This window comes from Mesorhizobium sp. C416B (genome assembly GCF_030323165.1).
Taxonomy (GTDB): Bacteria; Pseudomonadota; Alphaproteobacteria; order Rhizobiales; family Rhizobiaceae; genus Mesorhizobium.
Genome location: NZ_CP100471.1, coordinates 4,431,137 through 4,443,285, shown reverse-complemented (window position 1 = coordinate 4,443,285; position 12,149 = coordinate 4,431,137). Strand labels below are relative to the sequence as shown.

Here is a 12,149-nt window from a genome sequence, read left to right as displayed (position 1 = left end):
TTCCCGGGAACAGCGTATCAGCGCGACGCGCTTTAGTCGGCTTCGCTGTCTGGATCGCCCGGATCCGGCTTGACGTTCTCACGGTAGATGGCATAGGCCGCGAGCGCGATCATCGGGCCGAGAATGACGCCCTTCCCGCCTTTCCCCTTGAGCAAGGCCGGCAGCACGGCAAGCGCCGCGGTGATACCGAGCGCCTTCAGGTCGGCATTGCGCCTTCGCGCACGTCGGCGTGCACGCGTTCCAGCCGCAAGTTGATGAATGAGCACGATAAGCCCGGCCAGTACCAGGAAACCAGCGGCGAAGCCAAGACAGGCGGCCATCGAGCCATAACGGTCAGCCGCCCAGATGTAGGCCGCCCCCAGGAGAAACCCGAGGCCGCACAGGGCAGCCACGGCGGCGAGCCCGTAGACAATTGCCGCCGTGCGCGCGCGGCGCATGGCGGCAATGGCTTCACCCGAGGCCAAGGCCGAGATAAGCGGTGCCAGCATGCCCATCTCTGTCGAAACTAGCGCCGGGCAAGAAGCGCAAACAGGAAGCCGACGCCGGCCGCGATCGCCAGTGAAGTGACCGGCTTCTCGCGCACATTGGCCGTGATCTGGGCCTCAAGATCCTTGGCGTTGCCACGCAGGCTGTCGAAGACGGCTTCGCCCTGCGCGCGCAACTGGTCGACGCCTTCGGCAGCAGCGCGCCGCGCCGTGCCGTAACCATGTTCGCCGGTCTTGGCCAATTGCTTGGTCAACTTTTCGATATCCGCCTTCAACTGCCGAATGTCGGCTTCCAGGTCGGCGTTCGTCTGACTTTCGTTGGCGGTTTTTCCTGCGGCAGTTGCCATTCTAAACTCCTTGCGTTTGCTTGGCTTCAAACGCCCGACACACGTCATGGTTCCGAAATCGGAGACCGTATCCATGAAAGGGTGTTTGCAAGTGCGAGTCCAGCCCCAGATGGAGGCCTGCCTGTCAGATCAGTGGCCGACGGCCTTCGCTTAGGCCCTCCCAGCGCGCGAGATCCTTCAGCCCCTCCCCGTCGATCACTTCGCAACCGCCGTCGCGCCAGGCGATCAGCTTGCGATCGATGAGCTTGCGGATGGTCTTGTTGGTGTGGACCAGCGACAGGCCGAGCGTATCGGCGACATGCTGCTGGGTAATCGGGATTTGCACCGGCGCCTTGCCGTTGAGCCCGACTGCCGCCGCGCGGCTGGCGATGAAGGCAATGAGATAGGCGGTGCGCTCGACCGCCGTGCGCCGACCGACGCTGAGCAGGTTCTCGTCCAGCATGCGCTCCTCGCGCGACGCCAGCCAGGTAATGTCGTAAGCAAGGCCCGGATGGTTGCGGTAGAGCTCGTGCAGGTTTTCACGCTCGAAGACGCACAACAGCATGGGCGACAGCGCCTCGACCGAGTGCTGCATTTCGCCCATCAGGCTGCCCTGCAGCCCGATAAGATCGCCGGGCATGGAGTAGTTCAGGATCTGGCGCCTGCCGTCCGACAATAGTTTGTAGCGGAAGGCCCAGCCCGAAAGCACGGTGTAGAGATGAGCACTTTGGCTGCCTTCGACCAGCACTGTGGCGCCCTTGTCGACGGCCAGTTCGCCCTTCTTGAACATGCTGACATAGGCAAGCTCCTGCTTCTCGAATTCCCGGAACACCGGCAATGGCCGAAGCGGGCAGATCTCGCATGGGTACTGACGGCTGGAAAACGAACGACCATTCTGGCCAGACATTTCGATCCCTCTTTCGAAAGTCTCTTGCCAGAGACTGAGTGCTACGCCTTTGCAAGGCCGCGGTTCCGCTGCCGATGGCATGTCTTTTTTAAATGACAGGATGGCAAATAGCGATCATGACTCGCTACACTCCACTGAGGCGAATTCGAAGCTCGCTTGTGGAGTAGAGCCGGTGGGCGAACTTTTCGGATTAAGGCCTGACCGATCCCCCAAGGTCCGCGATGCGGTTGACTGGAGTCACTGTACCCGATGCTGCAAGAATTGAGGAGAGATTGCCAAGTGCCGCCATTGCTTGAGGGATTGCGAATTCTTGTCTTGGAGGATGAATTCCTGATCGCCATGGATGTCGAGCAGCTTTGCCGCGACCATGGCGCGAACGACGTAGTGATTGCCCGCGCTCTGGCCGAGATCGATGAGCAGAAGGTCGTTGGCGAGTTCGACGCCGCTATCGTGGACCTCATGCTGGGCGGAACGTCCACACTCGATTTCGCCGCGCGGCTGCGCCAATCGGGCCTGCCGTTTGTCTTTGCCTCCGGCTATTCGGACCCCGATGAGATCAAAGGGTCTTTTCCCGGCATCCGCCTGGTCACCAAGCCTTATTCGGGGACCGATCTCGTCGAGGCTCTGGCGGCGGCCTGCGGCCGCGCGCCAGTCTGAGATATCTTCGATGCGTATGTGTAAAGAGCCCAGGCCCGCAAACGGGGCCTCCGCCGTCAGGCAGCGTTTGAACCCGTCACCTGGGACGAGATCGCGTCCGGCCCGTATTCGTCTTCGCCGGAGATTTTGAGGATCTCCTGCAACCGCGTGCGGGCCCGGCTGACCCGGCTCTTGATCGTTCCGACCGCACAGCCGCAGATTTCGGCGGCCTCTTCATAGGAAAAGCCTGAAGCGCCGATGAGGATGATGGCTTCGCGCTGGTCCTCGGGGAGTTGCTCGAGCGCGCCGCGGAAATCCTTGAGGTCAAGCTGGCCGTGCTGAGCCGGATGAACGGCAAGCCTGGCCGTCATGATGCCGTCGCTGTCCTGCACCTCGCGGCCGCGCTTGCGCATCTGGGAATAGAACTCGTTGCGCAGGATGGTGAACAGCCATGCCTTGAGATTGGTGCCGGGCTGAAAGCTCTCATGCTTGTCCCAAGCCTTGACCAGCGTCTCCTGCACCAGATCGTCGGCCTTGTCGGCATTCTGCGTCAGCGACACGGCAAAGGCCCGCAGGCTCGGGATCGAGCCGAGCAGGTCGGTCTTGAACCCTTGTGAGACAGCTGCCATGCCTCAGTCCTTCTTCTGTGCAGGTTCGGCCTTTTCCAATTGGCTGAGCAACTGGGCAAAGCGATCCGGCACATTGTCCGAGACCAGCTCGTCATAATATTGTTTGAGTTTGCGGCCGATTTCCGAATTCGCCCCGAGCGGGTCGCCGGAATTGGCCCGGCGCCTGTCAGCGGCGCCAGCCAGCGTTTCTTTATTCATGTCCTTCATTTCGCCCTTAAATCCAGCGCCCCGAGCCGCCCCATTACACAACGCAAAGCGGCCCCCTCGTCTGGTTGCCCATCGCACCACAAACGTCGCCCGTACGGTTTCGTTCCACAAGTCTCGGAACTTTTTCGCAAAACCCGCGTTTGGGTGTTGGGGCTTGCAATCAGCTTGACCTGCAATCTATGCAATCACGTCATCTGAGGGAGACGTCTACCATGAGCCTTTCCGCAACCATCGCTCCGCACCTGCCGTTCCTGCGCCGCTTTTCACGCGCCGTATCCGGATCGCAGGAGAGTGGCGATGCGCTGGTCGCCGCGATGCTCGAAGCCATCATCGCCGACGTCGACATCTTCCCGCAAGCGTCAAGCGACCGCATCGCGCTCTACAAGGTATTCGCCAAACTGTTCACCTCCATTGCCATCCGCGTTCCGCAGGAGCAGGCACAATCGGCATGGGAGCAGCGCGCCGCCGCCAATCTGAACGCCATTGCGCCACGGCCACGCCAGGCTTTCCTGCTGGTCGCGGTCGAAGGCTTCGGTGAAGACGAGGCAGCTGAAATTCTCGATGTCGACGCCAAGGAATTCTCCGAACTGCTTGCCCAGGCGAGCAACGAGATCTCTCGCCAGGTGGCGACCGATGTGCTGATCATCGAAGACGAGCCGCTGATCGCCATGGACATCGAGGAAATGGTCGAGAGCCTCGGCCACCACGTGGTCGGAACCGCGCGCACCCATACCGAGGCGGTGGCGATGTTCGGCAAGACAAGGCCGAAGATGGTGCTGGCCGACATTCAGCTTGCCGATGGCAGCTCGGGTATCGATGCGGTCAACGAAATCCTGTCGTCGACTTCGGTGCCGGTAATCTTCATCACCGCCTTCCCCGAACGTCTGCTGACCGGCGAGCGGCCTGAACCGGCCTTCCTCGTCACCAAGCCGTTCAATCCCGACATGGTCAAGGCGCTGATCAGCCAAGCGCTGTTCTTCGACCGGCAGGCCAAGGCCGCCGCGTGAAGTAGGGCCTTCAATCTCCAACTTTTCGCCGCCTCGCAGCGTTGCCGGCACTGGCGATCGCCTAGCCCGGCGATCGGCGGCTGCCCGTCGCTCCGTATGGGGCGCACGCGCGTGAATCAATTCGCATCCGGGCCACTTCCAAAGACCTTCTTTTTCGGCAAATGGTGGAACAAACAGCAATCACTCACGTTCTTGATTCAGTATCGGAAGGAGACAGATCATGCTCTACTGGGCGCTCGTATTTCTCGTCGTGGCGATCATCGCCGGCGCGCTTGGTTTCGGCGGCATCGCCGGTACCTCGGCCGGTATCGCGCAAATATTGTTCTTCATCTTTCTCGCCTTCCTCGTCATCTCGCTTCTGGCCGGCCTGTTCAGACGGGCATCGTAGGAGCGGGCGAACACTGGAAGCCGCACCCCTCAAACGGTTTCCAGCCACCGCCGGGCGATGTCCTCCAACGGGACATCGTCCGGCGGACCTTTTCTGGGGACCTACTCAGGAACTGAGTCCAAGTGAATCGTTCGGTCCTGATCAGGTGGACAGGTGATTGATGCGTTCCATTGGCGGAGGCGAGAGCGGACAGGGCGACGAGGTGATCGCACTGCACCCGGCTGAAAGCGGAATGCAGCTTGGCCGGGCCTTGCTTCACGCTCTGCACAATGCCGGCATTTCCGTCCTCTATCAGGATCGTGAATTGAAGACTGTATGGGCCCGCAACATGCGTGCGCCGTGGGTCTCCGACACAGCCGACAGCAACGGCGCGTTGCCACCGGCGCAAGCTGAGCAAATCGCCGCCGCCAAAAGCAATGTGATCGCTTCCGGCAATCCGGAACGCCTTGAACTGAGTGTTCCCACCGGTGATGGCATGCGCTGGTTCCAGGTATGGGTCGATGCCGATCGGGGCAATCGCGGCGACGTGCAGGGCGTCGTCACCACGATGGTGGAAACCACCGAGCAGAAACGCCGCGAACAGACGCTGAAGACGCTGTTGCGCGAAGTCAGCCACCGCTCCAAGAACCTGTTGGCCATCATCCAGAGTATTGCCACCCAGACCGGCCGCTATTCCGAGACACCCGACGATTTCCTGAAGCGCTTTCGCGGCCGCCTGCAGTCACTGGCTTCCTCCCAGGATCTGGTAACGTCGTCGAACTGGCGGGGTGCAGCACTTCGCGAGCTTATCCGCGGCCAGGTCGTTCGCTACGGCGCCGATCCCGCGCAGAGCCTGCGCTTCAATGGCGTCAACCCCTACCTCAATCCCAACGCGGCCATTCATATTGGACTGGCAATGCACGAACTCGCCGTCAATTCATTCAGCTACGGCGCCCTGGCGCGGCCGGACGGCTTTGTCGAGGTAACCGCCGATCTGTCGAACGTCGCAGAGGCCGCAGACAAGCCGGCTTTGTCGCTGACCTGGGTCGAGGCCATTGTCGCCAATGATAACAGGCGCACCGAGAAACGCTTCGGCAGCGTTGCCCTCGAACGTGTCGTGCCGGCATCGCTGAACGGCACGGCGACGCTGGAGATCACCAGTGACCGCCTCGAATATCGCCTCGTCGTTCCGCACGGCAATTTCGAAACCGAATGAGCGGCGGGATTCCTTAACCGGCTGTTCACCATAAAATCCGATGCTGTGGTTCCCAGAGATTGCTGGATCTTGACCGATTCAACCGATGTTTCGGCCGCAGCCTGCAACGCGAGTATGGGAGGAATGATCATGACGGTTGCCGATATGAACAGGCTGGAGCAGGCCGCCCGGGTGTCGATGAGCGGCTTTCAGGATCCTGACGCTTCAGCCTCGCCTTTGCAGCACGCCTGGCATCCCTTGCTTCGCGTCGCCGCTGTCGCGCTCGTCGCCGCTGTTGTGCTGATCGTGGCGTCGCAATTGGTCTGAGCCAGATGCTCAGGTTCACGCTGCTCCCAAGCAGCCTGGCTCAGAAACTGTCCAGCTCGTAGCCGACCAATTATTAACGCCCCTTTCGACACAGGAACTTTGACGGCTGTGGACCGTTCTTATGGCGAGAGGACGTGTCGCCGTGGAACACATCGCCGCTTTGCTTTTGGTAATTGGCTGTTCGAACAACATGACCGAATGCCGTGAACTGCCGGTGCCGGTCAGTGTTTTCGAAACCGCCGAAGCATGCACGGCAGAACGTCCATTCGCTGCCGGCGACGTGCAGGGTCAGGCCGAGCACGTCGTTGCCAAATGTCTTACGGTCGACCCCGCGCTGGAAGATGATTACGACCAGATCGTCTGGAACGTGCGCCCGGACGGCACCCTCGACGCGTCTTTGCAGATTTCCAGTGTCGTGGTCGCGTCGAACGCCACGCGCCGCGAAAAAGACTCTCTTAGCCAACAATAAGATCGAGCGGGCAAAGGCTGCTGTTTTGTGCTAAATAGCGGCTGGAGCTTACTAAAGTGAGGACAAAAGTGAGGAGAGATTCTATGCGGAAATTGATTATTGCCATGGTTGCGGTGGTCGCCGTCAGCGGCTGCAGCACGACCGAGCAGGATGTCGGTGTCGGCGCCGGTGTCGGTGCTTTGGCCGGCGGACTGATCGGCGGCGGCAAGGGTGCGCTGATCGGCGCAGCCGTTGGCGCCGGTTCCGGCCTGCTGGTGCGCAACCTGCGCAACGGCTATTGCCAGTATCGCGACAATCGCGGCCGGCTCTACACCGCTCGCTGCTGATTCGCTTCAAAAGCGTCAGACAATCGCGACGGAGACCGGTCAGCCGGTCTCCGTTTGTTTGCCTGCATGAGGCGGCGGGATCCTGATTTCCACCGTAAGCCCATCGACGCGAAAATCTCGGGCAATCGTGCCGCGCAATTCCTGCGTGACATTGAGGTCGATCAGCTTGGTGCCGAAGCCGGTCTTCGCCGGCGCTTCGAGTTCCTTCTGCCCGGCCTCGCGCCAGTTCAGAACCAGCATCCGCTCGGACCCGCGCCCCTCGAACGACCAGTTGACCTTCAGCGCACCCACGGAATTGCCGGCCTCGCCATATTTCAGCGCATTCGTCGCCAGCTCGTGAAAGGTCAGGCCAAGCGCCTGCGTCGTCCTCTCGTCGAGAAGCACCTGAGGCCCTGACAATATCCCTTCCGGAAGCTCCTTGCCGAACACCTGGCCGAGCTCGATGCGCAGCAGGTCGCCAAGATCGGCCTTCTGCCAGCGCGAACGCGTCAGCATATCCTGGGAAGCCGCCATTGCCTGGAGGCGGGCCGAGAAGGAAGTTGAGAACTCCTTCACGTCGGTGGCTTGCGCTGCCGTCTGGCGCGCAATCGCCAGCACCCGCGTGATCGAATTCTTGATCCGATGCTTCATCTCCTGCAGCATCAAATCCTTTTCGAGCAGGCTTTTTTCCGTCGTTTCATGCAGCAGCGACTTGGCGTCGTAGGCGCGCTCCTGGTAGCGGGCCACCAACGCGATGGCGCCGGCCAGAAGCAGGCCGAACAGCCCGAGCATGACCGGAATGGCGCGCGAGGACGGTTGCGAAAATGCACTTGTCGGCCGAAACAGCACCGTCCACGGCCGACCGGCGACGATGATCTTGCGCGTCACCAACAGCCTGTCGCCAAAGCTCGCGGCCGGCGGCGTTTCGGACTGGAACAGAAGATTGTCGGCGTCCGCCGTGCCGTCATAGACCGCGGTGTTGACCGGCAGCAAAGGCGTGCGGCTGAGCGCGGTCTGGAACAGGTCGCGGGCGCGGAAGGCCGCGTAGAGAAGGCCTGATGTCGATGATCTGGACGCATTGATACCATCCGGCGCGGTTTCTACATTGAGCCTGACGAAGACCAGGAAGCCGGTAAAGGTCTGCGCCGCGCCAGTATCCTGGCCGAGCTGGACCAGACCGCTTGCGTGCTGTGCGTCATCGGCCAGCGCTTTTTCGATCGCCTCGCGCCGCACCGGCTCGGTGAACATGTCGTAGCCGATGGTGGATTCGTTGGCAGGGTCGAGCGGCTCGAACAGCACGACGGGCGTGCGCCATGGCTGTGTCGTGTCCGGATAGACCGTGTGGGCGGCGCCGCGGTCGCGCAACATGTCGCGCTCGACCGCCGCTTCGTCACCGGTCTTGGCCAGCCTGAGATAGCCGATGCCGCGCAGGCCGGCGAAATTGTTATCGACATTGAGGGCGCTGAAGAAGGCCTTGAATTCGCTACCTGAAATCTCGCCATTGCGGGCGTCGAACAGCGCCTGCGTCGAGCGCAGCAGTGACAGATGCAGATCGATACGGCTTTCGATGCGGTTGAGCGCGTCGTCGGCCGTCGCCTCGAACTTGATGCGCGCCGCTTCCTGGGTGGCGAAATAGGCGAAGCCCGCCATCGTCAGGCTGATCAGTGCAACGGCAATGAAGGCAAGGATCGGGAAAAACTTCTTCAACGCAGGCCCACGGACGGTTCGGGAACCTTTATGGGCAAGTCGCGGCGGCAAGACAATGGCGCGGCCAAGCCATAATGACGGCTGGCATATCACGTATATTTAGCCGGCTTATCGGTCGAACATCGGTGAAGATGAGAGCCGATGATATCGTGGTCTCAGGCCGCGATCTTCAGCGCACCCGGACCGGGAATGGCGCCGGGCGGACACTTTCCCAGGATGATCATGCCGAGCACTTCGTCCTGCGTCACATCGGTGGTGAGCGCGGTGCCGACGACCTGGCCGTTCTTCATTACGCAGACTCGGTCGGCAAGCTCGAACACGTCGTGAATGTCGTGGCTGATCAGGAAAATGCCGATGCCGTCGGCCTTGAGCTGCTTTACCAGTTCGCCGACCTGCGCCGTCTCCTGCGGCCCAAGCGCGGCCGTCGGTTCGTCCATGATCAGGATGCGGGCGTTGAACAGGATGGCGCGTGCGATCGCCACCGACTGGCGCTGGCCGCCCGATAGCTTGATCACGGGCTCCTTGAAGCGCTGGAAGCGCGGATTGAGCCGGCCCATCACCTTGCGCGCCTCGGCCTCCATGGCGACATCGTCGAGTGTCCCCCACGCGGTCATCAGTTCGCGGCCGAGGAAGAGGTTGGCGGCAGCGTCGACATTGTCGGCCAGCGCAAGCGTCTGGTAGATCGTTTCGATGCCGTATTTCTTGGCGTCGCGCGGATTGGAGATCGAGGCCTCCTGGCCGTTGACCAAGATCTGGCCGGCATCGCGCTTGTAGGCGCCCGACAGGATCTTGATCAGCGTCGACTTACCGGCGCCGTTGTGGCCAAGCAGCGCCACCACTTCGCCCGGGAAAAGATCGATGGACGCATCGTCGACGGCGCGAATGCCACCGAACGCGATCGAGATGTTGCGCATGTCGATCAGTGGCGTACCGGTGGGAGCAGTTTTTTCCATAATCGTTCCTCCCTAGACGCGCTTGCGGTAGACGGTGTCGAGCCAGACGGCGATGACCAGGACAGCGCCAACGACAATGCTCTGCAGCGGCGAGTCGATGCCGAGCAGCACCATGCCGGATTGCAGCGACTGCATCAGAAGCGCGCCGAGCATGGCGCCCATCACCGTTCCGGCGCCGCCCGCGAGCGACGTGCCGCCGATGACAGCGGCTGCGATCACCAAAAGCTCGTCCAGCGTGCCCAGCGCATTGGTCGACGCATTGAGACGGGCCGACGAGATCGCCGCGCTGATTGTAGCCAGCACACCCATGATCATGAACACCTTCATGGTCACCCAGCGCGTGTTGATGCCGGCGAGTTCCGCTGCCTCCGGATTGCCGCCGATGGCGAAGACATAGCGGCCGAAACGCGTGCGCTTGGTGATGAACGTCATGATGATGCCGACAATCACCGCCATCAGCACCGGTATGGCGATGCCATGCGCGATGAACAGCCCGCCTTCGGGAACGGTGATGCCGTTCTGCTGTGCGTACTGGCGCACGATGCCGATCGGCCATGGATAGGAATTGGCGATCCACACGGCGCCGAGGATGGCCGCGCAAGCGACCACGCCAAGCAAGGTCTCGGCCCAGACGGGGCGCAGTGGAAAGCTGAAGCGCTTGCGCTGCGAGCGACCGTTGAGCAGCGCGAAGGCGACCGCCGCGCAGGCGACAATGCCGACGATCCAGCTGGCAGCGGCGCCAATCGAGCCGCGTGGTCCGCCGCCCATCAGCTGGAAGGTGGCGTCGAGTGGCGCGACCGTGCGCCCGCTGGTGATGAGCCATGCCATGCCGCGCCAGACCAGCAGGCCACCAAGCGTCACGATAAAGGCCGGAACCTGCATATAGGCGATGATGAAGCCCTGGAACGCGCCGATCAGCAGACCAAGCACCACGCCGGCGGCAAGCGCGACGATCCAGAGCCAGGGGTTTCCAAGCTGGAAGCCGATGACGCGAATCAGGAATTCGGCCTGTGCCACGCCCATGATCATGCCGATCACGCCTTCGACGGAGCCCACCGAAAGGTCGATGTTGCGCATCACGATGACCAATACCATGCCGGTCGCCATGATCGCGACCGAGGACGTCTGCACCGACAGGTTCCAAAGATTGCGCGGCGTCAGGAAAAGCCCACCCGACAGGATATGTATGCCGACCCAGATGACCAGCAGCGCGCCGACCATGCCGAGCATGCGCGTGTCGAGCTCGGTCGCTTTCAGGAACCGGGCGACCGCGCCGAGTTCAGACGCTCGTGCCGTATCGGCCTGCGGATTTGAGGTCGTGTCGGTCATGATGTCCTCCAGCGGCTTGCCGTCTGGCGCGGATGCCGGACCACAGCCTAGAAGTTTGCCGCCGATGGCGGAAACACACAATTCTCGTAGAGAAAACGCCGCGGCTTGACAGCCGCGGCGCCTCATTTCTTCAAGTCGTCGAGATCAGTTGCAAGCCGCGACGCTGCCGGCGGCGACGCCCGTGCAGACTTCGTCCTTCTTGATCCAGCCGGCGTCGATGACGACGTTGAGGTTGTCCTTGGTGATCGCGACGGGGGTCAGGAACAGCGACTTGACGGTGTTGCCGCCAGGCGTGGTGAAGTCCTTGGCGCCGGCAATGTCGCCCGTCTTCTTGCCATCGGCAAGCTGCGAGGCGATCTCGGCGGCGTTCTTGCCGAGTTCGCGCGCGTCCTTCCACACCGACACCGTCTGCGTGCCGAGCGCGATGCGGTTCAGAGCGGCATGGTCGCCGTCCTGGCCGGAGACCGGAACCGTTCCGGCAAGGCCCTGCGCCGTCAGCGCGGCGACAACGCCGCCGGCGGTGCCGTCATTGGCCGCAACCACGGCATCGACCTTGTTGTCATTGGCGGTCAGGAACTGTTCCATGTTCTTCTGGGCATTGGCCGGCAGCCAGCCATCGGTATAGGCCTCGCCGACATTCTTGATCTTGCCCGAGTCGATGGCTTCCTTGAGCACTTCCATCGAGCCCGAGAACAGGAAATCGGCATTCGGATCCGAGCCCGAGCCCTTGATGAAGACATAGTTGCCTTCGGGCTTCGCCTTGAACACTTCGCGGGCCTGCATGCGGCCGACTTCCTTGTTATCGAAGGTCAGGTAGAAGACGTCCTTGTTCTCGATCAGGCGGTCATAGCCGACGACCGGAATGCCTTCGTCCAGCGCCTTCTGCACCGCCGGGCCGATGGCCGAGGCGTCCTGCGCCAGGATGATCAGCGAGTTGGCGCCCTGCGAGATCAGGCTTTCGACGTCGGTCAGCTGCTTGCCGGGATTGGACTGCGCGTCGGCCGAAATGTACTTGTCGCCGGCAGCCTCGATCGCCGTTTTCATCGCCGCCTCGTCGGTCTTCCAGCGCTCTTCCTGGAAGTTCGACCACGACACGCCGATGACCTTGTCCTTCGCCTGCGCGACCGACATCAGCGCCAGCGACATGGCGACACCCGCCAGCATGGCGGCTGCAAATCTGTTCATCATAATCCTCCCTGCGCCGCGTGCGGCGCGACAAAACTGGCCCGAGGGCCGGCACACAGAGGCCCTATTTTTTCGAGCCTCGAAAAAATACTGGTTCAATGATAAGGCGCTGTCA

Annotated in this window: 16 protein-coding genes; 7 read left to right on the top strand and 9 right to left on the bottom strand. The window is 61.8% G+C overall.

Annotation, left to right across the window (positions count from 1 at the left end; all coding sequences use genetic code 11):
• Positions 1–32: 32 nt before the first annotated feature.
• The 3 genes from NLY43_RS21715 to NLY43_RS21705 form a co-directional block, all read right to left on the bottom strand.
• Positions 33–494 carry a hypothetical protein gene (locus NLY43_RS21715; RefSeq protein WP_023683962.1) on the bottom strand — a complete coding sequence of 154 codons (462 nt, stop codon included), beginning with the start codon at positions 492–494 and terminating at the stop codon, positions 33–35.
• An 11-nt stretch (positions 495–505) separates the two neighbouring features.
• Entirely contained in the window at positions 506–832 is a 327-nt protein-coding gene (locus tag NLY43_RS21710; RefSeq protein WP_023670092.1) for an ElaB/YgaM/YqjD family protein, read from the bottom strand.
• A 124-nt stretch (positions 833–956) separates the two neighbouring features.
• Positions 957–1,718 (bottom strand): Crp/Fnr family transcriptional regulator, encoded by a 762-nt coding sequence (locus NLY43_RS21705; RefSeq protein ID WP_023670093.1) that lies wholly within the window; start codon positions 1,716–1,718, stop codon positions 957–959.
• Positions 1,719–2,057: 339 nt separating this feature from the next.
• On the opposite strand from NLY43_RS21705, the gene NLY43_RS21700 reads away from it, so the two are divergent.
• Positions 2,058–2,375, top strand: coding sequence for a response regulator (locus NLY43_RS21700; protein WP_050485906.1), 318 nt, complete (start codon positions 2,058–2,060; stop codon positions 2,373–2,375).
• A 56-nt stretch (positions 2,376–2,431) separates the two neighbouring features.
• Here the strand turns inward: NLY43_RS21700 and NLY43_RS21695 are convergent, their stop codons facing one another.
• Together NLY43_RS21695 and NLY43_RS21690 are read right to left on the bottom strand one after the other, a co-directional pair.
• Positions 2,432–2,983 carry a sigma-70 family RNA polymerase sigma factor gene (locus NLY43_RS21695; RefSeq protein ID WP_023670095.1) on the bottom strand — a complete coding sequence of 184 codons (552 nt, stop codon included), beginning with the start codon at positions 2,981–2,983 and terminating at the stop codon, positions 2,432–2,434.
• A 3-nt stretch (positions 2,984–2,986) separates the two neighbouring features.
• Positions 2,987–3,190: a NepR family anti-sigma factor gene (locus NLY43_RS21690; RefSeq protein WP_023670096.1), complete on the bottom strand. Its 204-nt coding sequence runs from the start codon at positions 3,188–3,190 to the stop codon at positions 2,987–2,989.
• Between the two features lie 212 nt (positions 3,191–3,402).
• Between NLY43_RS21690 and NLY43_RS21685 the strand changes: the two genes are divergently transcribed.
• From NLY43_RS21685 to NLY43_RS21660, 6 genes are all read left to right on the top strand, one after another.
• A complete protein-coding gene (locus NLY43_RS21685) occupies positions 3,403–4,197 on the top strand; it encodes a response regulator (protein WP_023670097.1) in 795 nt (264 codons plus the stop codon).
• 220 nt (positions 4,198–4,417) lie between these two features.
• Positions 4,418–4,585: a DUF1328 domain-containing protein gene (locus tag NLY43_RS21680; protein ID WP_023670098.1), complete on the top strand. Its 168-nt coding sequence runs from the start codon at positions 4,418–4,420 to the stop codon at positions 4,583–4,585.
• Positions 4,586–4,745: 160 nt separating this feature from the next.
• The gene (locus tag NLY43_RS21675) at positions 4,746–5,780 is read left to right on the top strand and encodes a sensor histidine kinase (protein WP_023711673.1); all 1,035 of its coding nucleotides are present in this window, start codon (positions 4,746–4,748) and stop codon (positions 5,778–5,780) included.
• Positions 5,781–5,909: 129 nt separating this feature from the next.
• Positions 5,910–6,086, top strand: a complete 177-nt coding sequence (locus tag NLY43_RS21670; protein ID WP_023683964.1) for a hypothetical protein — start codon at positions 5,910–5,912, stop codon at positions 6,084–6,086.
• Positions 6,087–6,228: 142 nt separating this feature from the next.
• Positions 6,229–6,555 (top strand): hypothetical protein, encoded by a 327-nt coding sequence (locus NLY43_RS21665; protein WP_023670101.1) that lies wholly within the window; start codon positions 6,229–6,231, stop codon positions 6,553–6,555.
• Positions 6,556–6,638: 83 nt separating this feature from the next.
• The gene (locus NLY43_RS21660; RefSeq protein WP_023670102.1) at positions 6,639–6,881 is read left to right on the top strand and encodes a YMGG-like glycine zipper-containing protein; all 243 of its coding nucleotides are present in this window, start codon (positions 6,639–6,641) and stop codon (positions 6,879–6,881) included.
• Between the two features lie 39 nt (positions 6,882–6,920).
• On the opposite strand, the gene NLY43_RS21655 is transcribed toward NLY43_RS21660, so the two are convergent.
• From NLY43_RS21655 to xylF, 4 genes are all read right to left on the bottom strand, one after another.
• Entirely contained in the window at positions 6,921–8,567 is a 1,647-nt protein-coding gene (locus tag NLY43_RS21655; protein ID WP_023711672.1) for a CHASE domain-containing protein, read from the bottom strand.
• 155 nt (positions 8,568–8,722) lie between these two features.
• Entirely contained in the window at positions 8,723–9,520 is a 798-nt protein-coding gene (locus NLY43_RS21650) for an ATP-binding cassette domain-containing protein (RefSeq protein ID WP_023683966.1), read from the bottom strand.
• 12 nt (positions 9,521–9,532) lie between these two features.
• Positions 9,533–10,849 (bottom strand): sugar ABC transporter permease, encoded by a 1,317-nt coding sequence (locus NLY43_RS21645; protein WP_023711671.1) that lies wholly within the window; start codon positions 10,847–10,849, stop codon positions 9,533–9,535.
• 144 nt (positions 10,850–10,993) lie between these two features.
• Positions 10,994–12,034 carry a D-xylose ABC transporter substrate-binding protein gene (gene xylF / locus NLY43_RS21640; RefSeq protein WP_023683968.1) on the bottom strand — a complete coding sequence of 347 codons (1,041 nt, stop codon included), beginning with the start codon at positions 12,032–12,034 and terminating at the stop codon, positions 10,994–10,996.
• Positions 12,035–12,149: the final 115 nt, after the last annotated feature.